Here is a 23,033-nt window from a genome sequence, read left to right as displayed (position 1 = left end):
GACAGGCCGGTCGAGGTCGACGTCGACAGCGACGTGATCGAGCTGTTCGCTGACGACAGCCCCGTCGACGTGGACGTGGACAGCGAAGTAATCGAGCTGGTGGCCGACGACAGACCCGTCGAGGTCGACGTCGACAGTGAGGTGATCGAGCTATTCGCCGACGACAGCCCCGTCGACGTGGACGTCGACAGCGACGTAACCGAGCTATTGGTCGACGAAAGGCCGGTCGACAGCGAGGTAATCGAACTGTTGGCTGACGACAGGCCGGTCGAGGTCGATGTCGACAGCGACGTAATCGAGCTATTCGCCGACGAGAGGCCCGTCGACGTGGATGTGGACAGCGAGGTGATCGAACTATTGGCCGACGACAGGCCGGTCGAGGTCGACGTCGACAGCGACGTGATCGAGCTATTCGCCGATGAGAGGCCAGTCGACGTGGATGTGGACAGCGAGGTGATCGAACTATTGGCCGACGACAGGCCGGTCGAGGTCGACGTCGACAGCGACGTGATCGAGCTATTCGCCGATGAGAGGCCAGTCGACGTGGATGTGGACAGCGAGGTGATCGAACTATTGGCCGACGACAGGCCGGTCGAGGTCGACGTCGACAGCGACGTGATCGAGCTATTCGCCGATGAGAGGCCAGTCGACGTGGATGTGGACAGCGAGGTGATCGAACTATTGGCCGACGACAGGCCGGTCGAGGTCGACGTCGACAGCGACGTGATCGAGCTATTCGCCGATGAGAGGCCAGTCGACGTGGATGTGGACAGCGAGGTGATCGAACTATTGGCCGACGACAGGCCGGTCGAGGTCGACGTCGACAGCGACGTGATCGAGCTATTCGCCGATGAGAGGCCAGTCGACGTGGATGTGGACAGCGAGGTGATCGAACTATTGGCCGACGACAGGCCGGTCGAGGTCGACGTCGACAGCGAAGTGATCGAGCTGTTCGCCGACGACAGGCCCGTCGACGTGGACGTCGACAACGATGTAATCGAGCTGCTAGCCGACGACAGTCCCGTCGACGCGGAAGTCGACAACGACGTGATGCTGGAGATCGTCGTACTTGCGACCGAATACAACTCGCTGCCGTTCACGGCATCGGTACTGGTCGCGCTAATCAGGCCCGCAGCGACGTTCTGTATGCGGCGCTCGTTGCCCGCACTCCCTACACTCACCACACCGTTGGTGCCACTGGTACCCGCGAACGATCCATACGTAACACTACCGATGGTTGCGCTGCTGACCGTGCCGGTTCCGCCGGTGGCACCGGACGCGGCACTAGTCGTCGTGGAGCCGTTGCCGAGGGCTACCGAGCCTACGACGGTTGCTATCGCTGACTGTCCGATGGCAAGTGACGAGTTAGCGTTTGCGGTGGCACCGTCACCTAAAGCGGTGCTGTTCGTAGTACCGCTGGCGGTGGCATATGCACCAATAGCGGTGCCATTTTGACTGGACGCAGCAGCTCCAGTACCGAAAGCGACGGTGTTGCCATTGCTTGCGTTCGCTGCAGAGCCAATAGCAATAGACTGGCTACCGCTTGCACTAGTCACATATGTTGTATTGGAGCCAATCGCTATAGCGTTGGCACCGGAGGCCGAAGCCCATGCGGAATTATTCACGTACTGCGCATGAGCATCATGCATCTGCGCACTCAAAGCCACTACAGCCAAGGCAGCGAAAGCCGCCACCTTCGGCTTCTTCGGCTTGCCTCGAGCGGAATCGAGTTCCGATATAGCGACCCAGGCCCCCAGCGCCTCATTCCAGATCGATCGATATGTCTTGTTCATTTTTCACCCCGCGCGACTTACCAGCCGATCAATCATTTTTGATCGGATCTCGTTAATTAAAAAATATGAACCGTAAATTCAGCCTTCGATTACACGCCACCACACGGGACTCGCAATCGAATTATCGAACTGATCGAACTGATCGACCTCGGACCCAGAAGAAGCAACTTACCAAGTCAGGATATAGATTCGTTTAATCGTGAATGTGAACTTCTGTCACAGCCCGCGAAATTCATTACGCCAATCAACAACCAGACATTCAAATGTTTAAATAACGATTTTTAACAATCATGCATTTTTAATTCATCCCGATATTCCAAAAAGCTGCATCTCCCCAGAGTAGCGGAACCCGTCGTGAACCGGGATTCGTACGACAAACGATATGGCGGTGCACTACGGAGATGCTTCTCGTTGCGATGCTCGAGTCCGGCGGCCAGACGAAGCACGACACCAGTGGCGTCCGGCTTCGACACGAAGACCACGCAATCACGCCGTCGTCTCCGCGAAACGCTCGGCCATGCGGATACGTCGCGAACGGTCGACGAGCCCTACCCCATCAAAGGCAGGTGGAATGCAAGAGAAACAAGAAATGGCTACGCGAATGCCAATGGACGAATACACCGGGAGCGACGATGGGCGTGACCTGACAGCAATGTCGGCAACGGGTCCAGCAGGATGACGAAGAAAAGCTGATGGATAATTTCCGACGCTCACTGAACATGCGGCATGCGCTGCAGTCCATGGCAAGCGAGCACTCGCCAAACAGGCATGGCAACCCAATGCACGCCCGAATCAGTCGCCGAATGAAAACCGCAGACGCAGCCACAGGGTCCGATTGGCTCAGGTCAATGCGGATGTGTCAGCGGCATTTCCGAGTTGCCTTCGATAGTTTGCCGCTGCCGCTGCCGCTGCCGCTGCCGCGGCGGGTGGAATGTCGCCGAGTAGCTCGATCGAGCCGATAACGAACGTACCAAGCCACTCATTGCAGGGTTGCCGGTTCGGCGGATTCCCGTGTTTTCCACGACACGCCCCGATGAATGAGCGCCGTCATGAACAGGCGGCCGATCGTTTCAGTCGGCACGTTAGCCACGTAAAGCCAGCTCCGCCATGTCGCGACGCAGGTGAAATCTGACCCCCGAAGTCGATTGGGCACTCGGCAGTGAACGGCCGGTTGACCCGGTTCAACGGGCACCGTGCGCTCGTGTCGGAATCCGTCGCACGAACTCGCTTGCCGCGAACTGCGCCTTGCAAGCCCTGCCGCCTCATCAACCGCCCGACCGCACAGCATGCGATCAAGATTGCCCGCCCGGTTCATCTGCTTCCAGACCTTCCGGAACGCGGTGGACCTGCACGTTGGCTGGCCGGATTGGCTCAGTTCCGACGGGGCGTGATAGTGATCGGCGCAGGTTTCATGAATCGAATCGGCAATCGAGTTCTGCCTGGGCAAAACACGCGCTCGCCAGCTTGAGGATCTCGTTGGTACGACGCGGTTCCACGGCCCCGCGCTCCGGGGCCTCGACGCGTTCACGCTCAGGCGTGCTCATGCCGCCACGCTCCCGACACCACACTATTGAAGTGCCAGACGCATTGCATGCCCCCTGACTTCCGGTGGAAAACTGGCGCGGCCGCTCGTTCACGACTCCGTTTTCTCAAGAGGCAGCGCATCCACAAAACCCGGCACAACTCACTTGTCGGTTCCCACGACAGTCAAATACCTCAATCCTCGGATTCAAAATTGGATATCTCAAACTGCTTGCGATCTTTGTCGCGAATCCACTCGGGGACACGCCCTACCCCGGACCACGTCGCGCCGCTAACAGGATCGAAATAACGCGGCCGCCGCTTGGTCGTACGACGCAAGACATCGGGCGCAAAAATATCTTCCGGAACGAAACCAAACTCCCGAACGCAATACTTTATCTCGAGCAAAATTGCCCCAACGGCAGCCCGTCGCTCCTCGGCAATTCGAGACTCCAGTCTCGCCCTCTCGGCCAGATATTGTCGATACGACTCCATGTTACGCGCTCATATATTCAAAAATCGTTACTCACGATCAGAATTCAAGTTGCCGACCGACCCAACCAGCCACGAACATTGAACAACCCGATTTAACCCGGCCACCGCTCGCAGTGAAATACCGAAATACAAACCGTTGAAATTACCCGGTCTTTCCCACCGCACGGGAAGATCAGGTAGCCAACACATTCAAGGCATGCTCGCATCCGCCCCGACAATTCATATGTGCATGCTATAGGGATAACGGTCGGTAAATGACAACATTTGTCACATTTCAATGTGTCACCAATCGCCATTTCGTTCAGAAAAGTTGACAAAAAAAGCACTTAATAATGCCATTCTGTTTGCGAAACACCGATGCCATCGACCGCATCGCAATTAGTCAAATATTTCAATTTTCTTTCATATCAATCTAACGAATAGATCGGCGCCAATGCAAGCGGGCATGCGCGGATTCGAGCAGCACGAAAAAATGGTGCCAATGAAAATTCTTGCCGTTGACGACGAGCCTGCACAGGCGGCGCTTCTCCAGGACACACTCATCGCCGAAGGGTTCGATTTACGCGGTGCCACCCGGGGAGCAGAAGCCATACGCCTGCTCGAAACAGCCACCTTCGATCTGGTCGTGCTCGACTGGAACTTGCCGGATATTTCCGGACTGGAGGTCCTCGCCTGGATTCGTGTACGAGTCGGCAAGGATCTCCCCGTGTTGTTCCTCACGAATCGAGCACGCGAAGACCAGCTTGTCGTGGCGCTTGAGGCGGGCGCCGACGACTACATGGTCAAACCCCTTCGTCGCCATGAATTGATCGCACGAGTGCGCGCCCTCCTGCGACGGGCGTATCCGGACAACTCGACGCCAACATCGATCAGCATCGGCCGCTATCGCCTGGAACTTGCGACCGAGACCGTATTCCTGGGCGATGACCTGATCAAACTGACGTCCAGGGAATTCAGCGTTGCCGTCGCGCTATTTCAGAATTGCGGCCGTGCGATACCACGGGAAGCGCTGATCAAGTCGATATGGGGGCGCAATAGCGATCACATTTTTTCGCGCACGCTCGATACCCACGTCTATCGCGTGCGATCCAAGCTGCGAATCGGCCCCGAAAACGGGGTTCGGCTTCGGGCTGTCTACAATCACGGATATCGCCTGGAACTGATCGAATCGAGTGTCGTGAGCAGCGGTGAATAGCTGCTCCATCGACAGCCGGCGTGACCTGCTCACCATCCCGGGGCGGGTAGGTCAAAAGGCTCACCGGCACCTCGTGCACGCGTTCATTCTGACGACCCTTGATCGCCTATGCAGGTTTGAACCCGCCCTCCGGACACCACCGCGCTTCGGCATCCGCGATCTGCACGACGCCGACCGAGGCTTCCATTTCCGCGGGTACCGTCAATTGCCAGGCGAGCGCCGTGACTACCAGAATTCGATACAGGGAATATTGCATTTTCACCTTCACACCGGAGACCGCGCGAGCCGTCGGTTACCGGACCTGCCCGCCCTGCTGCCTGACGATCAATTTCGCGGGGTCCTGCATCAGTCGTGCGACAAATGGCACGGGCTGGCTGGCCATCGGGCGATCGGCCAGCCAGGCCACACACATCGCCAGCACGATCGTACTTCCCCACAGCGTCAACAAAACACGCACTGTCACTTCACCTTCGATGGTTTCGCTGCTGCATGTGTGGTCTTTTCCTGAGGCGCGGGCGCCGTTTTCAGGACTATTACCAGCGTGACGACGAGTCCGCCGATCAGCAGGCCGAACATACCGAGCATCGCCTTATTCATTTCGACACCGCCACTGCATCGCCAGTCCCCAGTCCATGCGGAAAATGACCTGTGCACCGACCGGGGAAGAAGGCCCGATCGCGTCGACACGTCTGGATCGTTGAGTGGCCGAGGCCCCTTGTGCATTAGTCGCTGTGCCATCGACATCGATGCCGCTGAACGCGCAGACATTGCCGCCAACGCTTGCAATCAGACATCGCGCGCATCGTGCCGAGTTCCGGCATCGAACAATATAATTCTGCATTCCTCACATATATTTCAGGCATCCCCGCTCGTTTCCACAAGAAAAAGGCCAGGCGCGAGCCTGGCGTCAAATCCGAGGGGATGTGCTCCTGGGAAGAGCATCTCAATGGTACTGGTCCCTACGAAGCGAGGTTTGAACGATTGTCACTTCCTGCCAAATCGGCCACCGCTGCTCAATGCGCAACCATTCCAATGCTCCCCCGAGACACGGCTCAGCGAAACGTGACTCCAGCTTGAGCTGCATCAAACACAAATGAATCCCGCCAAGGGAAATTACGTAGAAGTCGCAAGCAACGCTTTCACCGCCGGTTCGCACGTAATCCAGTGCTGTTCATGCGTCAGTCCAGTAGAACGCAAGCGAATGAACCGCATTCGACGATTACCGGGTAAGCACCAAATTCCAGCGAGACGCCATCGCGTGAAAATAGCTGCAACGGGGTTGATTCCACGTATCGGACGACGGCAGGTTTGCCACTTGCCGCCCTGCCCGGCGAGCGCATTGCCCCGGATCCAACCATACGTTTTCATTACGCACATATTTACGGTTTATCCATTCGATAAACCTGACCAAAGCAGGATTCGTAAGGTACCTCATTACATTCAGTAATTTAATGCGAATCATTCTCGTTTACATTGACTTTAGCATTTGACACTCCTACGATGCGCCGCGTTGCGCTTTTCCCAATGCTCTCGCCAATCGGTGCCGAGCGTCCGGACAGCGGCTGACGAGCAGGAATCCACACTAAATAGAGCCAGGGATTTGATATGAAGTTTGCGTCGTTCCAGGGAGACAGCATCCGCGCCCGGATGCGCCCCGCCGCCTGTGCGGCCGTCCTTGCATGTGCATCGTTCGCAAGCGGCGCCGCGTTCGCCGACGTGCCGGTCGACGCGCAACCCGAAGCGCCCGAGGCAGACCTGGCGATCCAGGCCAAGCCGACCGACATGTGGAGCGGCATCTGGACCCGCCAGAACCTGCTCGGCGACATGGGCGGCATCCGCCCGTGGCTCGGCAAGTACGGGGCGACGCTGCAGATTACCGAAACCAGCGAATACCTCTCGAACCTGCGCGGCGGCCTGAACCGCGGCGGCACGTACGACGGGCTGACGACGGCGACGTTGACGGTCGACACGCAGAAGGCGATCGGCCTGCCCGGCGGCACGTTCAACGTCAGCGCGCTGCAGATCCACGGCACCAACCTCAGCACCCGGAACCTCGGCACGCTCAACACCGCGAGCGGCATCGAAGCGCAGGACACGACGCGCCTGTGGGAGCTGTGGTACCAGCAGTCGTTCCTCGACAAGCGCGTCGACGTGAAGATCGGCCAGCAGAGCCTGGACCAGGAATTCATCGTCAGCACGTATGCGAACATTTTCGTCAACACGATGTTCGGCTGGCCCGGGCTGCCTTCGTACGACCTGCCCAACGGCGGCCCCGCCTACCCGCTGGCGGACCTCGGCGTACGCTTGCGCGCGCAGATCACGCCGAAGCTCACCGCGCTCGCGGGCGTGTTCGACGGCGATCCGCTCGGCAACAACCCGAACAACCTGAGCGGCACGAACTTCAACCTGCACAACGGCGCGCTCTATATCGGCGAGCTGCAGTACGCGCTGAACCAGCCGGCCGACGGTGAAATGGATACCGGCAACTCGAACGGGCTGCCGGGGACCTACAAGATCGGCTTCTGGTATCACAACGGCCAGTTCCCCGACCAGAACGTCGGCACCGACGGGCTGTCGCTCGCGAATCCCTTGTCGAACGGCATTGCGCAGCAGCACCGCGGCAACTACAGCTTCTACGCGGTGGTCGACCAGATGGTCTGGCGCCCCGACCCGACCGGCGCGAAAAGCCTCGGCGTGTTCGCGCGCGTGATGGGCGCGCCGGGCGACCGCAACCTGGTGAGCCTCTCGGCCAACGCAGGCATCGTGCTGAAGGGGCCGTTCGAGGGCCGCGACAACGACAGCATCGGCCTCGGCGTCACGTACATCCAGATCGGCAGCCACACGACCGACCTCGACCAGACCGCGCAGTCGTTCGCGACCGGCCCGTACGGCGTGCGCACCCGCGAGACGACGCTCGAAGCGACCTACCAGTACCAGGTCAACCCGTGGTGGGTGATCCAGGCCGACGCGCAGTACACGTTCAACGCCGGCGCCGGACAGAACCCGACCGACGCGACCCAGCCGCTGCGCAACACGTTCGTGCTCGGCGCGCGGACGACGATCACGTTCTGAGCGTCGCGCCCGCACCACCCGCACCTGTCGCCCATTTTCGCGCGCCGCCCGGACGGCGCGCTCCCCAGGAGAGTCACATGATCCAATCCGCCCTGCTTCGCCGCCTCGCGACGGGCGCACTGGCCGCCGCCGCGCTGACGGCTGCCGCCGGCGCATTCGCCGAGCCGCAAGGTTTTCTCGAGACGGTGCATCGCCACACCACGCTCGTCAACACGGTGCCGGACAACGGCGACCAGAACCCGTACGCGATCGCGATCGCGCCGGTGTCGGCCGGCTCGATCCAGGCCGGCGACGTGCTCGTCGACAACTTCAACAACGCCGCGAACCTGCAGGGCACCGGCAGCACGATCGTCAACTACCGCCCGTCGACCAAGCAGCTGAGCCTGTTCGCGTCCATCCCGCGCGACCTCAAGGCGTGCCCGGGCGGCGTCGGCCTGTCGACCGCGATGACGATGCTGAAGTCGGGCTGGGTGATCGTCGGCAGCACGCCGAGCAACGACGGCACGACCAACACCAAGGGCGCCGGCTGCCTGATCGTGCTCGATCCGCAGGGCAAGATCGCATCGACGTGGTCGACGCCGAACATCAACGACCCGTGGGGCAACATGGCCGTGGTCGACCGCGGCGACAGCGCGACTCTGTTCATCAGCATGGCCGGCTTCGGCGTCGGCGGTGCCGACGGCACGCCGCCCGTCTACAAGCAGGCAACCGTGCTGCGCCTGGACCTCGAAGTGCCGGCCGGCAAGCCGCCGGTCATCAAGCAGGAAACGGTGGTCGCGAGCGGCCTCGGCGCGCAGGCCGACAAGGGCGTGTTCCTGGTCGGCCCGACCGGCCTCGCACTGTCCGCCGACCAGAAGAAGCTGTACGTGTCGGACGCGATCGGCAACCGCATCGTCGAGATCGACGACCCGCTCACGCGCGACACCAGCGCGGGCGTCGGCCGCCAGGTCACCGCCGACGGCTTCCTGCACCGCCCGCTCGCACTGACGACCGCGCCGAACGGCCACCTGCTCGCGACCAACGCGCTGAACGGCCAGGTCGTCGAAATCGACCCGGTCGCCGGCAAGCAGATCTACGCGCGCTGGATCAATACCGACAAGGCGCAAACGCCCCCGGGCAACGGCAACCTGTTCGGCATCGTCATGACACCGGAAGGCGACGGATTCTATTTCGTCGCCGACGACGTCAACACGCTGCTGCTCGCGAAGTAACGGAGCCAGCCATGGCAGACGATCTCAACCGGCCGCCACGCCCCGCGCGACGCGGCTTCCTCAAGGCAGGCGGCGCCGCGGTGGCCGCCGGCCTCGCGGCGGCGTCGATGCCGGCCGCGAAGGCCGCGGACGCCCCCGCCGCCGCACCTGCACCCGCCGCTGCGCACGACGGCGTCGAACCGTTCTACGGCAAGCACCAGAGCGGCATCTCGACGCCGCAGCAGCGTCATGCGTATTTCGCGGCGCTCGACCTGACGACGGCCCAGCGCGCGGAGGTCATCGCGCTGCTGAAGACCTGGACCGACGCCGCCGCGCGCATGACGCGCGGCGACACCGCGCTGCCGCTCGCCGCGACGGGCAACGACGAAGTCGCGCCGGCCGATGGCGGTGACGCACTCGGCCTCGGCCCCGCGCGCCTGACCATCACGTTCGGCTTCGGGCCCGGCCTGTTCGCGCTCGCGGGCAAGGACCGCTACGGCCTCGCGAAGCAGCGCCCCGCCGCGCTCGTCGACCTGCCGCGCTTCAACGGCGATCAGTTGCTGCCCGAGAAGACCGGCGGCGACCTGTTCATCCAGGCGTGCGCGGACGACGCGCAGGTTGCATTCCACGCGGTGCGCCAGCTCGTGCGCCTCGGGGCGAAGACGACGCAGATGCGCTGGGGCCAGGCCGGCTTCACGTCGGGCAAGCCCGGCGAGACGCCGCGCAACCTGATGGGCTTCAAGGACGGCACGATGAATCCGCCGATGTCCGATCCGGCCGCGATGAACGAATTCGTGTGGGCCGGCGATGAAGGCCCCGCATGGATGAACGGCGGCACCTACACGGTCGTGCGCCGGATCCGCATCACGCTCGAACACTGGGACAACACGGAGCTCGGCTTCCAGGAGCAGGTGGTCGGCCGCCACAAGTACAGCGGCGCGCCGCTCGGCCAGAAGAACGAGTTCGAGCCGCTCGACCTCGACGCGGCCGACAAGGACGGCAACCCGGTCATCCCCGACAACTCGCATGCGCGCCTCGCGTCGCCGCAGCTCAACAACGGCGCGCAGATCCTGCGCCGCGCCTACTCGTACAACGACAGCACGAACTTCTACATCGAGCGCTGGCCGCCGTGGCGCCAGCAGACCGAGTACGACGCGGGGCTGATGTTCGTCGCGCACCAGCGCGACCCGCGCAAGGGCTTCATTCCGATCAACGAGAAGCTCTCGAAGCTGGACATCATGAACCAGTTCACCACGCACGTCGGCAGCGCGATCTTCGCGTGCCCGCCGGGCGCGCAGCCTGGTTCGTATATTGGCGCCGCACTGTTCGAGGCATGACGCGGCACCACGCAAGCAAAGGCACACCTTCCCGGCCCGGCCGGGCAACCTGCTCAAGACAATATGACTACTTCACCCGTTAGCCGCCCGCTGCGGCACCTGATTTCCGCGGCGGCCGCCGCGCTGATGCTGACCGGCGCGCTGCACGCCACGCACGCACATGCCGCGACGCTCACGCTGTACAACGCGCAACACGAGCAAGTCGTCAACCAGCTCGTCAAGGACTTCGAAGCAGCAAGCGGCATCTCCGTGAAGGTGCGCTCGGGTGAAGGCCCGGCGCTGGCCGCGCAGATCGTCACGGAAGGCGACCGCACGCCGGCCGACGTGTACTTCACCGAGAATTCGCCGGAACTCGTGCTGCTCGACCGCAAGGGCCTGCTCGCGAAGACCGGCGGCGCCGCGCTGCAATCGGTGCCGGCCCGCTTCAACCCGGCCGACGGCAACTGGGTCGGCGTGCTCGCACGCGAGAACGTGCTCGTCTACAACACCGCGAAGATCCAGCCGCAGCAACTGCCCGCATCGCTGCTCGATCTCGCGAAGCCGGAGTGGAAGGGCAAGGTCGGCGTCGCGCCGAGCGATGCCGACTTCCTGCCGCTCGTGAGCGCGGTGCTCGCGCTGCACGGCGAAGCGGCGACGCTGCAATGGCTGAAGGGCCTGAAGGCCAACGCGCAGATCTTCGACGACGACGAAGGCGTGACGGCGGCCGTCAACCGCGGCGGCGTGCTGACCGGGATCATCAACAACTACTACTGGGACCGCCTGCACGCCGAACTCGGCGACAAGTCGACCCGCAGCGCGATCCACCACTTCGGCAACGGCGACGTCGGCGCGGCCGTCAACGTGTCGGGCGCCGCGGTGCTGAAGGCATCGAAGCACCCGGCGGAAGCGCAGAAGTTCGTCGAGTATCTCGTCAGCGAGCGCGCGCAGAAGCTGATGGCGAACGGCCATATCAGCTTCGAATATCCGCTGCACCCGGGCGTCGCCCCCGATCCGATCCTGAAGCCGTTCAGCGAACTGAACCCGCCGGCGCTGACGTTCGAACAGCTCGGCGACGACAGCCAGGCCGGCAAGCTGTTGCGCCAGGCCGGCCTGCTCTGACCATGAGCGACGCCGTGTCCCGCACGGCGCGCACCGACCGGGACCGCGAGCGCACCGCGACACGGCGCCGCCCGTCGCGTGCGCTCGTCGCCGCGGCCGCGTGCGGGCCGCTCGCGATCCTGCTGCCGCTCGGCTTCACGCTGTACCGCGCGGCAACCTTCGGCCTCGACGACGCGATCGAGCTGCTGTGGCGTCCGCTCGTCGGCGAACTGCTGGTCAACACGCTGTCGATCACGCTCGCCGCGACCCTCGCGTGCACGCTGCTCGGCACGGCGGTGGCGTGGTTCATCGAGCGCACCGACCTGCCGGCGCGGCCGCTGTGGACCGCACTGGCGGCGGCGCCGCTCGCGGTGCCGCCGTTCATCACGAGCTACGCGTGGGTGTCGCTGAGCCTCGATCTGCAGGATTTCCTCGGCGCGCTGGTGGTGCTCACCTCCGCGTACTTTCCGCTCGTCTACCTGCCGGTGGCCGCCGCGCTGCGCGAACTCGATCCCGCGCTGGAGGAAAGCGCGCGCACGCTCGGCTGTTCGCCGTGGCATACCTTCTTCCGCGTCGTGCTGCCGCAGTTGCGCCCCGCGCTGTGCGGCGGGATGCTGCTCGTCGCGCTCGGCGTGCTGTCCGAGTTCGGCGCGTTCCAGTTGCTGCGTTTTCGCACGTTCACGACCGAGATCTATGCGGAATACCGCACCGCGTTCGACGGCGGCGGCGCATCGCTGCTCGGCTGTGTGCTGATCGCGCTGTGCCTGCTGTGCCTCGCGATCGAGGCGCGCGCACGCGGCCATGCACGCTACGGCCATACGCACCGTGCCGCACGCCGCGTCGCGATGCGCTATCCGCTCGGCAGGCTGCGCGCAGTCGTCACCGTGTCGTTCGCCGCACTCGCGGCCGCGACGCTCGGCGTGCCGCTCGCGATGATCGGCTACTGGCTCACGCAGCAAGGCGCGGCCGCCGTCACGCCGACCGACGTGTCGCCCGAGCTGCTGTGGCAGGCCACGCTCGCGTCGTCGAGCTACGGCCTCGTGGCAGCGGCCGTCACGACGCTGCTCGCGCTGCCGCTCGCGTTCCTGCTGGTGCGATATCCGGGCCGCATCGCGACGATCCTGGAGCGCACGGCGATGACCGTGCAAGGCGTGCCGGGGATCGTCGTCGCGCTGGCGATCGTATCGATCACGGTGCGGTTGCTGCAGCCGTTCTACCAGAGCGCACCGGCGCTCGTCGCCGCCTACGCGATCCTGTTCCTGCCGCTCGCGGTCGTCAGCGTGCGCGCCGCGCTGTCGCACGTGCAGGTCCGGCTCGAGGAAACCGCGCGTTCGCTCGGCCTGGGCTGGCGCGCAACGCTCACGCGGGTGGTGCTGCCGCTCGCGGCGCCCGGCCTCGGCGCGGCCGCGACGATGGTGTTCATCTCGGTCGTCACGGAACTCAACGCGACGCTGCTGCTGTCGCCGATCGGCACGCGCACGCTCGCGACGCAGGTGTGGAGCGATACGGCGACCCTCGCGTTCGCTGCCGCGGCGCCATACGCGGCGCTGCTCGTCGCGCTGTCGCTCGGCGCATCGGGACTGCTGTTCCTGCTGCTCGGCCGCGCCTCGGTGCGCGACTGAGCGCCGCCCTTTTCACCGGAACCGCCCATGAGCGAACTACGCATCCACGGCCTGTCCAAATCGTTCGGATCGCACACCGTCCTGCATGACATCGACCTCACGGTGCGGCGCGGCTCGCGTCTCGCGCTGCTCGGCCCGTCCGGCAGCGGCAAGACCACCCTGCTGCGCGTGCTGTGCGGCTTCGAGCGCGCCGAGCGCGGCACCGTCGAAATCGACGGACGCCGCGTGGCCGCGCCCGACGTACACCTGCCGCCCGAGCAGCGCCGAATCGGCTACGTGCCGCAGGAAGGCGCGCTGTTTCCGCACCTGTCGGTGGCCGACAACATCGCCTTCGGGCTGCCGCGCGCGGCGCGGCGGCGCCATCATCGCGTCGACGAACTGCTCGAGATGGTCGGGCTGCCGGCGTCGTATGCGAGCCGCGCGCCGCAGCAGCTGTCCGGCGGGCAACAGCAGCGTGTCGCACTCGCGCGCGCGCTCGCACCCGAGCCGTCGCTCGTGATCCTCGACGAACCGTTCTCCGCGCTCGATACGTCGCTGCGGCACGAAACGCGCAGCGCGGTCGCGGATGCGCTCGCCGCGGCGGGCGCGACCTCCGTGCTCGTCACGCACGACCAGCCCGAGGCGATGACGCTCGGCGACGAAGTGGCGGTGATGTGGCAGGGCCGGCTCGTGCAGACGGCCGCGCCGCAAACGCTGTACCGGCAGCCGGTCACGCGCGACGTCGCGTCGTTCGTCGGGCAGGCGGTGCTGCTTGCCGGGCGCGTGCACGACAGGCGCATCGCGTGCGCGCTCGGCGAACTGCCGCTCGTCGCGCCGCTGCCCGACGGGCCCGCCGATGCGATGCTGCGCCCCGAACAGATCGGCCTCGTGCCGGTCGCACAGACCGACGCGATGCGCGGCCATACGGCGCGCGTCGAAGCCGCGCAGTTTGCCGGCCAGGACGCCGACGTGCTCGCGCGCCTCGATGCCGATCGCGACGTGCTCGTGCGCGTACGCGTGCCGGGCCACCGCTGTCCGGCCGTCGGCGAACGTGTCGCGCTGGTGGTGGACGGCGCGGTGATGGCATACGCGCGCTGAGCGGCGCGCCCCGTCGTCGCACGCTGCCAGACGCCGTCACGTATCGGCGCAGCCCGCTTCCGGCGATGGCCGGAAGATCCGGCCGTCCGTTTCGACGGCCGCCCCCAGGCGCCGCGCGAGCCCCTTCGCGCCCGCGCGCATCACGACATCGTGATTCCAGCGAAACAGCGGGCGCGCGAGCGGCTCCAGCCGGTTCATCCAGCGCACGTGCGTGCGGATGTGCCAGTCGTAGCGCACGATCGTGCCTGCGCCGTCCGCGACGAACGACCAGCATCCGTCGCCCTGGATCGCGCCGCTCGCACGGCCTTCCAGCGCATGCGGCGGCTCGACGCGCCGCACGCGCATGTCGAAGGTCAGCCGGTACGGCAACGCGCCCTTCCACGTATAGCGGTGCAACGCGCCGACGCCGCGCGGGTCGCCCGGCTCGATCTCGACGGTGCGCACCGCGCCCTTCCACCAGTCGGGCCAGCGGTCGACCTGGTAGATCGCCTCCCAGACCGCCGCGAGCGGCGCATCCACGCGCCAGGTCGTCGAGAACCGGTATTCCGCCATGCAGCCTCCGGCATGCCTGTCGGCATGAATCGAGGCGCCGCTCAGGGCGCGAAGAAGCGTTCGGGAAACGCGACGTCGATCTCCACGTCGTCGAGCGTCACGGTTTCCAGCGGCACGTCGTCATCGTCGGCAAAGCTGACGACCTTCAGCGGAAAGCCGTCCTCGGCGTCCAGCCACAGCCGGTAGCGATGCACGCCGTCGACCGCGTGCGTCGGCGCGCCCGTGACCGACACGCGCAGCGCGGTCCGGCCGCCGACGGCCTCCTCTCCTTCGGTCACCGTCGCGCCGCCCTGCTGCAGCGCATGAACGTTGCGCAGCAATTCGCCGACGTCCGACCGGTCGACGCGGTGGCCGCTGCGGTCGCGCACGAGCGGATTGGACGGCGACAGCGTCAGTGCGGGCGGCGCATGCGCGCCGAACGGGCGCAGCCGCACCTTGCCGTCGCCGGGATCGTACGCGAGCACCGCGCCGCGATGAGGCGACACGAAATCCATCCGGACGAAACCGGGTTTCAGGTAGGCGTAGCGGATCTCGGTGCGTTCGCCGCTGCGTGCCGTCGAGCGGATCGTCGCGCGGTACGAGCGGACGTGGTCGAAATGCGCCTGCGCGACGGTCACGGGATCGGCTGTCATGCTCGCTCCTATCAGGCTCGCGGCCAGCAAGGCGGCGATCACGGCGCAGCCCCGACAGCGGGCGCGCCGTCCATCCCGTGCGTGCGGCGGCCCGGGACCTTCGGCAGCCGACGCGTGCCGTTGCAAGCGCACCGGCCCGGCCGCATGGATACCCAGTGCAAGGGCCTCGGCGTCGAGCCGTGCTCGGCGAGCGCCGCGATGCCGGCCTGCGGCACGACGCCTGCAAAGCCGCGCGGCATCCGTGCCGGCCCGGCCGGTACGTGCGCCGGTACGAACGCACGGTTCGGCCGGCGGAAATGGCGCCCGACGATCGACGGCCGCCTCACGCCGTCGGCGGGCACGCGCATCCGTTGCATGCTTGCTCTCCGTAGCCGCGCATTGCGACACGGCGACACCGGACGGGACGACCGGCTTCGTCGCGATCATTATCCCGCCGGCCGACGGCGCCGGGGTTAGGTATGTAAACGGATGGAGACGGCTGGTTGTTCCATACGGGCCCGCGCGCGTCGGCTGGGGCTGGGGCTGGGGCCACGCATGCGGCGACGGAAAGCGGGAGCCCGAAAGACAACGCGGCATGACATCCCTGTCATGCCGCGTTGCGTGCCTCGCCGGGCATGGCGGCCGTTACCGCGCCGCCGTGCCGTTCCGCCGGGGCCGGTTACTTCGGCAGCGCGCCCGTCAGCGACTGGAGCAGCGACGACACCGGTGCGAGCGGGTTGCCCGGCGAGCTGGTGCCGGAGTGCGGCGTGACCGACAGGCTCGGCGCCGAGCCGAGCGTCGTGCCCACCGTCGTGCCGACCGCGTTGACGACCGTCGCCGTCGCGTTGGCGCCCGTCGTCAGCAGCGAGCCGACCGCGCCCACCGTGCCGCCGGCTGCGTTTGCACCCGAGCCAAGCAGGCTGCCGCCCGCCGCGGCCGTCGCGCCGGCCGCGCCCGACAGCGCGCCGGCCGTCTGCCCGATGGCCGCCGGACCGTTCGCGAGTGCGCCCGTCACCGAACCGAGCGCACCGGTCAGCGCGCCGGCCGGATTGCTGCCGCCCGTCAGGCCGTTCACGAGGTTCGTGATCGGTGCGATCGGGTTGCTGCCCGCCGCGCCCGACAGCGTGCCGACGACCTGGTTCACGACACCTTGCACCGGCGCCAGCGGGTTCGAGCCGCCGAGGTTGCCGAGCGTACCGACCACCTGGTTGACGGCGCCCTGCACCGGCGCCAGCGGGTTCGTGCTGCCGAGGTTGCTGATCGCGCCCACGACCGAACCGACCGCGTTGCCCAACGCGTTCGTGGCCGTGCCGACCACGTTGCTGCTGCCGAGCGTGCCGACGACCTGGTTCACGACACCCTGCACCGGCGCCAGCGGGTTCGAGCCGCCGAGGTTGCCGAGCGCGCCCGTCACCGAACCGAGTGCGCCCGTCAACGCACCGGCCGGGTTGCCGCCCGTCGGCAGCGCGTTCTGCAAGCCGTTGACGAGGTTGGTGATCGGCGTGATCGGGCTGCCGCCCCCTGCGCCGGACAGCGTGCCGACGACCTGGTTCACGACGCCTTGCACCGGCGCCAGCGGATCAGACCCGCCGAGCGTACCCGCGAGCTGCGTCACGACGCCTTGCACCGGAGCAAGCGGGCCTCCCGCGCCGCCGACGTTGCCGAGCGTGCCCGTGATCGTGTTGACCGCGTTACTCAGCGCGCCGGCCGGATTGCCGCTGCCGAGCGTACCCGTGACCTGGTCGACGACGTTCTGGATCGGCGTCAGCGGGTTGGCGCCGCCGCCGATGCCGCCGAGTGCGCCCGTGACCGTACCGAGTGCGCCGGTCAGTGCGCCTGCCGGGTTGCCGCCACCGACGCTGCCGAGCGCGCCCGTCACCGTGCCGACCGTGTTACCCAGCGCCCCCGTCGCCGTATTCAGCGCGCCGGTCAGTGCACCCGCCGGGTTGCCGCCACCGACGCTGCCGAGCGCACCCGTCACCGTGCCGACCGTGTTACCCAGCGCTCCCGTCGCCGTATTCAGCGCGCCGGTCAATGCACCCGCCGGGTTGCCGCCACCGACGCTGCCGAGTGCGCCCGTCACCTGATTGACGACGCCTTGTACCGGCGCCAGCGGGTTCGACCCGCCGCCGATGCCGCCGAGTGCACCCGTCACCGTGCCGAGTGCACCGGTCAGTGCACCGGCCGGATTGCCACCGCCGACGCTGCCAAGCGCGCCCGTCACCTGATTGACGACGCCTTGCACCGGCGCCAGCGGGTTCGACCCACCGCCGATTCCGCCGAGTGCGCCCGTCACCGTGCCAACCGCGTTACTCAACGTCCCCGTCGCCGTATTCAGCGCGCCGGTCAGTGCGCCCGCCGGATTGCCGCCACCGACGCTGCCGAGCGCGCCCGTCACCTGATTGACGACGCCTTGCACCGGCGCCAGCGGATCCGATCCGCCACCGATACCGCCGAGTGCGCCAGTTACCGTCCCGAGCGCGCCGGTCAATGCACCTGCCGGATTGCCACCGCCGACGCTACCAAGCGCCCCCGTGACCTGATTGACGACGCCTTGCACCGGCGCCAGCGGATTCGATCCGCCACCGATACCGCCGAGTGCGCCCGTCACCGTGCCAACCGCGTTACTCAACGTCCCCGTCGCCGTATTCAGCGCGCCGGTCAATGCACCTGCCGGATTGCCACCGCCGACGCTACCAAGCGCCCCCGTGACCTGATTGACCACACCTTGCACCGGCGCCAGCGGATTCGATCCGCCGCCGATACCGCCGAGTGCGCCCGTCACCGTGCCAACCGCATTGCCCAGCGTCCCCGTCGCCGTATTCAGCGCGCCGGTCAATGCACCTGCCGGATTGCCGCCACCGACACCACCAAGCGCGCCCGTCACCTGATTGACGACGCCTTGCACCGGCGCCAGCGGATTCGACCCGCCGCCGATACCGCCGAGTGCACCCGTCACCGTGCCAACCGCGTTGCTCAACGTCCCGGTCGCCGTATTCAGCGCCCCCGTCAACGCGCCCGTCGGATTGCCGCCGCTCAACGCACCCGTCACGTCATTCAACAAGCCCTGTACCGGCTCGAACGGCGTCACCGGACCGCCGCCGTTGCCGAGTGCGCCGATCACCGCCCCCACGGCGCCCGACAGCACTTGCCCGGGATTGCCCAGCGACGTCTGGATCGTGCCGGACCCGCCCGCCGTCACGGTAACTGAGCCTAGCGGTGACGTACCCGTCGCGACCAGCCCGACCGATACGCTGTTCGTCGGCGGATTGACGATCACTTGCGGGATCGGCAGCGAATCCAGCGCACCTGCCATCGCGGAACCCGATGCCAACACGCCGAACACCGTCGCGACCGACAGCGCCACGCCCGTCAATTTAAGATTCTGTCCCATCGTTACCCCATCTCGGTTGGCACTTCGTTGATAAAGCACGAGGTCAAATCGCACGAAGCGTGCCAATTCAAGACGGCAGGTTCATTCGTCTGCCTTTTGCATGGCAATAACGCACTTTTAATGGGTTTCCGATGAAATGGACGGGGTGCGGAGTCCGAATCATCTGATGAAAATGGCCGCCGGAACACGGATGTAACGTAACGTTTGCGAGCCCTGTGGTAACGTGCTCCGGTACATTCCGCGTAACGCCGGAACGGTCGTTCGCAACGACGTCGAACCTCGTCTCGGCCAGTCATCCAATGCGCATTTCAGGAATATGAAAATGCATTGATAAATCGAAATCGCGATTTTCTTATTCTGTTTATTTCGCGAATGCTTTCCCGGCGATTCCGTAGACGACTTCGGGTTGCGTCGCCCTGCGCATATCGGACAGCAAAATGAAAAACTGTGACGGCCGCATCACGACCGGCGCAACCGGCGCGACGGGCGCGACGGGCGCGCGCAGCGACGGCCGGAGCCACATCGCCGCGCCGCGCCGCGTGTTCAGCCGAATCGTGCCGGCCGATACGGATGGGGATCGATATAGGTCGGCGCGCCCGTCATCATTTCGGCGAGCAACCGCCCGGTCGCGGGGCCGAGCGTCAGCCCGTGGTGGCAATGCCCGAATGCGAACCACAGGTGACGATGACGCGGAGCGGGCCCGATCACGGGACGCATGTCGGGCGTGCACGGCCGCATCCCGAGCCACGGCTCGGGGTCGAGCCGCTCACCGATGCCGAAGGCATCGCGCGCCAGCGGCTCGGCCCGTGCGAGCTGCACGCCGGTTGGCGGCGCGCCGCGCAACGCGATCTCGACGCCGGTCGTGAGCCGCAGGCGTCCGCCTTCCATCGGCGCGACGACAAAACCCGCCTCGGTATCGCACACGGGCACGCTCAGCGGCGCGCGTGTGGGCCGGTAGTGCATGTGATAGCCGCGCTTCGCGCGCAGCGGAATCCGGTAGCCGAGCGGCGCGAACACGCGATCGGACCACGGTCCGAGCGCGACCACGGCCGAGCGCGCCGAGATCGGCCCATGCTCGGTTCCGACCTGCCAGCCGTCGTCCACCTGCACGAGCGTCTTCGCGTCGCCGATCGCGAACGTGCCGCCGTCGCGCTCGAACAGCCGCGCGTAGGCCTTGGTCAGCCCGCCCGGGCTCGACACCGTCTTCGGGTCCTGCCAGTGGAATGCGCCGCAGAACGCGTCGCCGATGCCGGGCTCGCGCGCACGCAGCGCCCGCGCGTCGAGCACGCTCATCCTCAGCCCGTGCGCGTCGGCCACGCGTTGCTGCGCGCGCGTTTCCGCATCGAACAGCACCGGCGAACGGAATGCCTCGATCCACCCGCCGTCGTGCACGAGCGGCTGCGCGTCGGTACGCGCGAGCAGCGCGTCGTGCTCGACGACACTCGCCGCGACGAGCGGCAGCAGGTCGTGCGCGGCGGCCGCGAGCCGGCGCGGCGACGATTCCCGCCAGAAGCGCGCGAGCCAGCCCGCATACTCGGGCAACGCGCGGTAATCCCAGTAGAGATCGACCGAACGATTGCGCGCATAGCGCAGCAGCGTGCCGAGCCGGCGCGGAAATGCATACGGCACGACCGACGAGCGCTCGATCAGCCCGGCATTGCCGTGGCTGGTTTCCTCGCCGGGCCCGCGCCGGTCGACGAGCGCGACGCGCAGCCCGCGATCCTGCAGATGCAGCGCCGACGACACGCCGACGATGCCGGCCCCCAGAACGATGACGTCGAAATCCATGGTTCCCCGTACTGCGTCGAGATGCGTTGCGACATGCGCCGGCCCCGCGGCCGGCACACGGCCGTGCTTACTTCGCGACGATGTCGCGCTTGAAGTACTTCTGCGACAGCGCGCCCAGCGTGCCGTCCTTCTTCAGCGCATCGAGCGCGCCGACGATCTTCGCCTGGAGCGCCTTGTCGCCCTTGCGCATTCCGAAGCCCGTCCCTTCGCCGAGCGTCGCCGGATCCTTCAGCGGCTCGCCGACGATCTGGTAGTCGCGGCCGACCGGCTTGTCGAGGAATCCCTCCTGCGCGGTCTGCGCTTCCTGCACGGCCGCGTCGAGCCGCCCCGCGACGAGATCGGCATAGATCTGGTCCTGATCCTGATACGACACGACGGCCACGCCGGCACCGGCCCAGTGCGCCTTCAGGAAATCCTCCTGCGACGAGCCCTGCAGCACGCCGACGTGCTTGCCGCGCAGGCTTGCCACGTCGGGCCGCAGCGGCGAACCGCGCCTGGCGACCATCACGATCGGCACCACGTAGATCGCCGGCGTGAAGTCGATGCTCTGCCGGCGCTTCGCGGTGATGTTCATCGCCGAGTTGATCGCATCGAACTTGCGCGCCTGCAGCGCCGGAATCAGGCCGTCGAATGCGTTCTCGACCCATACGCATTTCATGTTCAGCTTCGCGCACACCGCATTGCCGATGTCGACGTCGAAACCCTGCAGCTGGCCGGCCGGCGTCTTGCTCTCGAACGGCGGATAGGCGGCTTCGATCCCGAAGCGCAACGTGGTCTGTTCCGCCTGGGCCGTGACGGCCGCGCAGGCAAGCGCCACAGCGGCGCAAAGGGAGAGCTTCCAGTTCATGACGGTCCTTCCGTTCCGGATTGAGGCAATGAAGATCGGCCGCCCGACGGCCCCGGCCGGGCGCCGGACCGGCATTCGATGCCGTGCGGCTGCCGGATGGCGGCGCTTCGGGTTTTGCACGCAAAATATAGACTCAAAGTCTACTATAGACTATAGGGAATACGCGACTCGCGCGCCGGCATGCCGTCTCGAAGCGTCGGCAATCACAAGCAAACCCTTTGATTTTCCGAATATTTTCCAGATGCGTGAGGAAGCGAGGCGTCTCGAAAAGAAAATTCGTCCAGAATTCATTTGTCTATACTAGACTTTTAGTCTACTTCAACCCCTGCCGGACACCATCTACCGAGCCCGTCCTGTCCGGCTCCGACCGGAGATGTCGCCATGACGCAAACCGCCTCGCCCCTGCCACTGACCGTCGACGAAGCCGCGGTGCGCGCAGCCCTGCCGTCGCTCGACGTGCTCGGCACGCTGCGCCGCATGTTCGCGTCGCTCGCCGCGGCGCGCGCGGTGCAGCCGCCGCAAACGCTCACGCTGTTTCCCGACCAGGCCGGCGACTTCATCACGTATCTCGGCGCGCTCGCCGACGAGCAGGTGTTCGGCGCCAAGCTGTCGCCGTATGTCGTGACGGGCGGCAGACCGATCGTCACCGCGTGGACCGCGCTGATGTCGATGCGCACGGGCCAGCCGCTGATGTGGTGCGACGCAGGGCTGCTGACCGTCGAACGCACGGCCGGCACGACGGCTCTCGCGGTCGACTGCCTCGCGCCGCGCGGCGCGCGCCGTCTCGCGATCGTCGGCGCGGGCGCGGTCGGCCTCGCGCACCTGCGGCACACGGCGGCATTGCGCGACTGGGAGACGATCCGCGTGCATTCGCCCGCGCTCGCCGGCAACGCGGCACTGCAGACGACGCTCGCGCAGCTCGATCCGCGTGCCGGCGCCGCGGCCAGCGTCGAAGCCTGCGTGCGCGACGCGGACGTCGTGATGCTGTGCACGTCGTCGGGCACGCCCGTGCTGGGCGACGGAATGCTCACGCGCCCCGCGCTCGTCACGTCGATCAGCACGAACGTTGCGCGCGCACACGAGATCCCGCCCGCCTGGCTGCCCGACATGGACGTCTACTGCGACTACCGCCACACGACGCCGGCAAGCGCCGGCGAGATGCAGATCGCGGCGGCCGACCACGGCTGGGACGCCGCGCGGATCGTCGGCGATCTGCCCGCGCTCGTCGCCGGCACCTGCGCGGCACCGTCGCCCACGCGTCACGCGTTCTTCCGCTCGATCGGCCTCGGGCTCGAGGACATCGCGCTCGCACACGCGCTGTACCTGCACCTGACGCGAGGATGAGCGTCACGCGCGCGCGGGGCCGATACAATGGCGCAACCGCCGCCGCAGCCGCGCGCGGGCGCGCGGACCTGCCGGCCACCGGCGCGCCGGCACGCCGCCCCGATGCGCCGCCCGGCCC

At 66.2% G+C, this 23,033-nt stretch carries 18 protein-coding genes and 1 pseudogene; 8 read left to right on the top strand and 11 right to left on the bottom strand.

The window, feature by feature from the left end:
- The 3 genes and pseudogenes from GQ56_RS45210 to GQ56_RS42480 all read right to left on the bottom strand — a co-directional run.
- The coding region (locus GQ56_RS45210) for an ESPR-type extended signal peptide-containing protein (protein ID WP_321029210.1) at positions 1–1,793 on the bottom strand (1,793 nt) is incomplete at its 3' end.
- Positions 1,794–2,633: 840 nt separating this feature from the next.
- Positions 2,634–3,349: pseudogene (locus GQ56_RS46815) on the bottom strand (IS3 family transposase); the annotation flags it as partial.
- Between the two features lie 160 nt (positions 3,350–3,509).
- Positions 3,510–3,809, bottom strand: a complete 300-nt coding sequence (locus GQ56_RS42480; protein ID WP_075123106.1) for an H-NS histone family protein — start codon at positions 3,807–3,809, stop codon at positions 3,510–3,512.
- Positions 3,810–4,254: 445 nt separating this feature from the next.
- On the opposite strand from GQ56_RS42480, the gene GQ56_RS0136870 reads away from it, so the two are divergent.
- Positions 4,255–5,004 (top strand): response regulator transcription factor, encoded by a 750-nt coding sequence (locus GQ56_RS0136870; protein WP_235212825.1) that lies wholly within the window; start codon positions 4,255–4,257, stop codon positions 5,002–5,004.
- 106 nt (positions 5,005–5,110) lie between these two features.
- Here the strand turns inward: GQ56_RS0136870 and GQ56_RS45755 are convergent, their stop codons facing one another.
- Both GQ56_RS45755 and GQ56_RS45750 read right to left on the bottom strand, forming a co-directional pair.
- Positions 5,111–5,260 (bottom strand): hypothetical protein, encoded by a 150-nt coding sequence (locus GQ56_RS45755; protein ID WP_161788606.1) that lies wholly within the window; start codon positions 5,258–5,260, stop codon positions 5,111–5,113.
- A 203-nt stretch (positions 5,261–5,463) separates the two neighbouring features.
- Positions 5,464–5,601: a hypothetical protein gene (locus GQ56_RS45750; RefSeq protein ID WP_161788605.1), complete on the bottom strand. Its 138-nt coding sequence runs from the start codon at positions 5,599–5,601 to the stop codon at positions 5,464–5,466.
- Positions 5,602–6,609: 1,008 nt separating this feature from the next.
- Here GQ56_RS45750 and GQ56_RS0136860 point away from each other — a divergent pair.
- The 6 genes from GQ56_RS0136860 (at position 6,610) to GQ56_RS0136835 (ending at position 14,379) form a co-directional block, all read left to right on the top strand.
- On the top strand, positions 6,610–8,076 hold the full coding sequence (locus GQ56_RS0136860) for a carbohydrate porin (protein ID WP_031403410.1): 1,467 nt from the start codon (positions 6,610–6,612) through the stop codon (positions 8,074–8,076).
- Positions 8,077–8,153: 77 nt separating this feature from the next.
- Positions 8,154–9,287, top strand: a complete 1,134-nt coding sequence (locus GQ56_RS0136855) for a hypothetical protein (RefSeq protein WP_031403409.1) — start codon at positions 8,154–8,156, stop codon at positions 9,285–9,287.
- Positions 9,288–9,298: 11 nt separating this feature from the next.
- Positions 9,299–10,603, top strand: coding sequence for an iron uptake transporter deferrochelatase/peroxidase subunit (gene efeB / locus GQ56_RS0136850; protein ID WP_031403408.1), 1,305 nt, complete (start codon positions 9,299–9,301; stop codon positions 10,601–10,603).
- Between the two features lie 63 nt (positions 10,604–10,666).
- The gene (locus tag GQ56_RS0136845) at positions 10,667–11,701 is read left to right on the top strand and encodes an iron ABC transporter substrate-binding protein (RefSeq protein ID WP_031403407.1); all 1,035 of its coding nucleotides are present in this window, start codon (positions 10,667–10,669) and stop codon (positions 11,699–11,701) included.
- 2 nt (positions 11,702–11,703) lie between these two features.
- Positions 11,704–13,302, top strand: a complete 1,599-nt coding sequence (locus GQ56_RS0136840; RefSeq protein ID WP_031403406.1) for an ABC transporter permease — start codon at positions 11,704–11,706, stop codon at positions 13,300–13,302.
- A 27-nt stretch (positions 13,303–13,329) separates the two neighbouring features.
- Positions 13,330–14,379 (top strand): ABC transporter ATP-binding protein, encoded by a 1,050-nt coding sequence (locus GQ56_RS0136835; protein ID WP_031403405.1) that lies wholly within the window; start codon positions 13,330–13,332, stop codon positions 14,377–14,379.
- 36 nt (positions 14,380–14,415) lie between these two features.
- On the opposite strand, the gene GQ56_RS0136830 is transcribed toward GQ56_RS0136835, so the two are convergent.
- The 6 genes from GQ56_RS0136830 to GQ56_RS0136800 form a co-directional block, all read right to left on the bottom strand.
- A complete protein-coding gene (locus GQ56_RS0136830; RefSeq protein ID WP_031403404.1) occupies positions 14,416–14,931 on the bottom strand; it encodes an SRPBCC family protein in 516 nt (171 codons plus the stop codon).
- Between the two features lie 41 nt (positions 14,932–14,972).
- The gene (locus GQ56_RS0136825; RefSeq protein ID WP_031403403.1) at positions 14,973–15,605 is read right to left on the bottom strand and encodes a LolA family protein; all 633 of its coding nucleotides are present in this window, start codon (positions 15,603–15,605) and stop codon (positions 14,973–14,975) included.
- Positions 15,602–15,919, bottom strand: coding sequence for a quinol oxidase (locus tag GQ56_RS40310; RefSeq protein WP_152601981.1), 318 nt, complete (start codon positions 15,917–15,919; stop codon positions 15,602–15,604). Before GQ56_RS40310 ends, GQ56_RS0136825 begins: the two co-directional genes overlap by 4 nt.
- Positions 15,920–16,221: 302 nt before the next feature.
- Positions 16,222–18,936, bottom strand: coding sequence for a beta strand repeat-containing protein (locus GQ56_RS40305; protein ID WP_031403401.1), 2,715 nt, complete (start codon positions 18,934–18,936; stop codon positions 16,222–16,224).
- 543 nt (positions 18,937–19,479) lie between these two features.
- Positions 19,480–20,724, bottom strand: a complete 1,245-nt coding sequence (locus tag GQ56_RS0136805) for an NAD(P)/FAD-dependent oxidoreductase (protein ID WP_031403400.1) — start codon at positions 20,722–20,724, stop codon at positions 19,480–19,482.
- A gap of 67 nt (positions 20,725–20,791) precedes the next feature.
- Positions 20,792–21,571 (bottom strand): ABC transporter substrate-binding protein, encoded by a 780-nt coding sequence (locus GQ56_RS0136800; protein ID WP_031403399.1) that lies wholly within the window; start codon positions 21,569–21,571, stop codon positions 20,792–20,794.
- Between the two features lie 381 nt (positions 21,572–21,952).
- Between GQ56_RS0136800 and GQ56_RS0136795 the strand changes: the two genes are divergently transcribed.
- The gene (locus GQ56_RS0136795) at positions 21,953–22,915 is read left to right on the top strand and encodes an ornithine cyclodeaminase family protein (RefSeq protein WP_031403398.1); all 963 of its coding nucleotides are present in this window, start codon (positions 21,953–21,955) and stop codon (positions 22,913–22,915) included.
- The last annotated feature ends 118 nt before the right edge of the window (positions 22,916–23,033 follow it).

Origin of the sequence: Burkholderia paludis, from assembly GCF_000732615.1 — a bacterium.
In the GTDB taxonomy this organism is placed as follows: domain Bacteria; phylum Pseudomonadota; class Gammaproteobacteria; order Burkholderiales; family Burkholderiaceae; genus Burkholderia; species Burkholderia paludis.
This window is presented reverse-complemented; position numbering and strand designations above follow the sequence as displayed.

What these genes read in the sequence shown, in the direction of transcription:
- GQ56_RS42480 (WP_075123106.1), bottom strand. Translation starts at nt 3,809, where the DNA reads ATGGAGTCGTATCGACAATATCTGGCCGAGAGGGCGAGACTGGAGTCT.
- GQ56_RS0136870 (WP_235212825.1), top strand. Translation starts at nt 4,255, where the DNA reads ATGCGCGGATTCGAGCAGCACGAAAAAATGGTGCCAATGAAAATTCTT.
- GQ56_RS45755 (WP_161788606.1), bottom strand. Translation starts at nt 5,260, where the DNA reads ATGCAATATTCCCTGTATCGAATTCTGGTAGTCACGGCGCTCGCCTGG.
- GQ56_RS45750 (WP_161788605.1), bottom strand. Translation starts at nt 5,601, where the DNA reads ATGAATAAGGCGATGCTCGGTATGTTCGGCCTGCTGATCGGCGGACTC.
- GQ56_RS0136860 (WP_031403410.1), top strand. Translation starts at nt 6,610, where the DNA reads ATGAAGTTTGCGTCGTTCCAGGGAGACAGCATCCGCGCCCGGATGCGC.
- GQ56_RS0136855 (WP_031403409.1), top strand. Translation starts at nt 8,154, where the DNA reads ATGATCCAATCCGCCCTGCTTCGCCGCCTCGCGACGGGCGCACTGGCC.
- efeB (WP_031403408.1), top strand. Translation starts at nt 9,299, where the DNA reads ATGGCAGACGATCTCAACCGGCCGCCACGCCCCGCGCGACGCGGCTTC.
- GQ56_RS0136845 (WP_031403407.1), top strand. Translation starts at nt 10,667, where the DNA reads ATGACTACTTCACCCGTTAGCCGCCCGCTGCGGCACCTGATTTCCGCG.
- GQ56_RS0136840 (WP_031403406.1), top strand. Translation starts at nt 11,704, where the DNA reads ATGAGCGACGCCGTGTCCCGCACGGCGCGCACCGACCGGGACCGCGAG.
- GQ56_RS0136835 (WP_031403405.1), top strand. Translation starts at nt 13,330, where the DNA reads ATGAGCGAACTACGCATCCACGGCCTGTCCAAATCGTTCGGATCGCAC.
- GQ56_RS0136830 (WP_031403404.1), bottom strand. Translation starts at nt 14,931, where the DNA reads ATGGCGGAATACCGGTTCTCGACGACCTGGCGCGTGGATGCGCCGCTC.
- GQ56_RS40310 (WP_152601981.1), bottom strand. Translation starts at nt 15,919, where the DNA reads ATGCAACGGATGCGCGTGCCCGCCGACGGCGTGAGGCGGCCGTCGATC.
- GQ56_RS40305 (WP_031403401.1), bottom strand. Translation starts at nt 18,936, where the DNA reads ATGGGACAGAATCTTAAATTGACGGGCGTGGCGCTGTCGGTCGCGACG.
- GQ56_RS0136805 (WP_031403400.1), bottom strand. Translation starts at nt 20,724, where the DNA reads ATGGATTTCGACGTCATCGTTCTGGGGGCCGGCATCGTCGGCGTGTCG.
- GQ56_RS0136800 (WP_031403399.1), bottom strand. Translation starts at nt 21,571, where the DNA reads ATGAACTGGAAGCTCTCCCTTTGCGCCGCTGTGGCGCTTGCCTGCGCG.
- GQ56_RS0136795 (WP_031403398.1), top strand. Translation starts at nt 21,953, where the DNA reads ATGACGCAAACCGCCTCGCCCCTGCCACTGACCGTCGACGAAGCCGCG.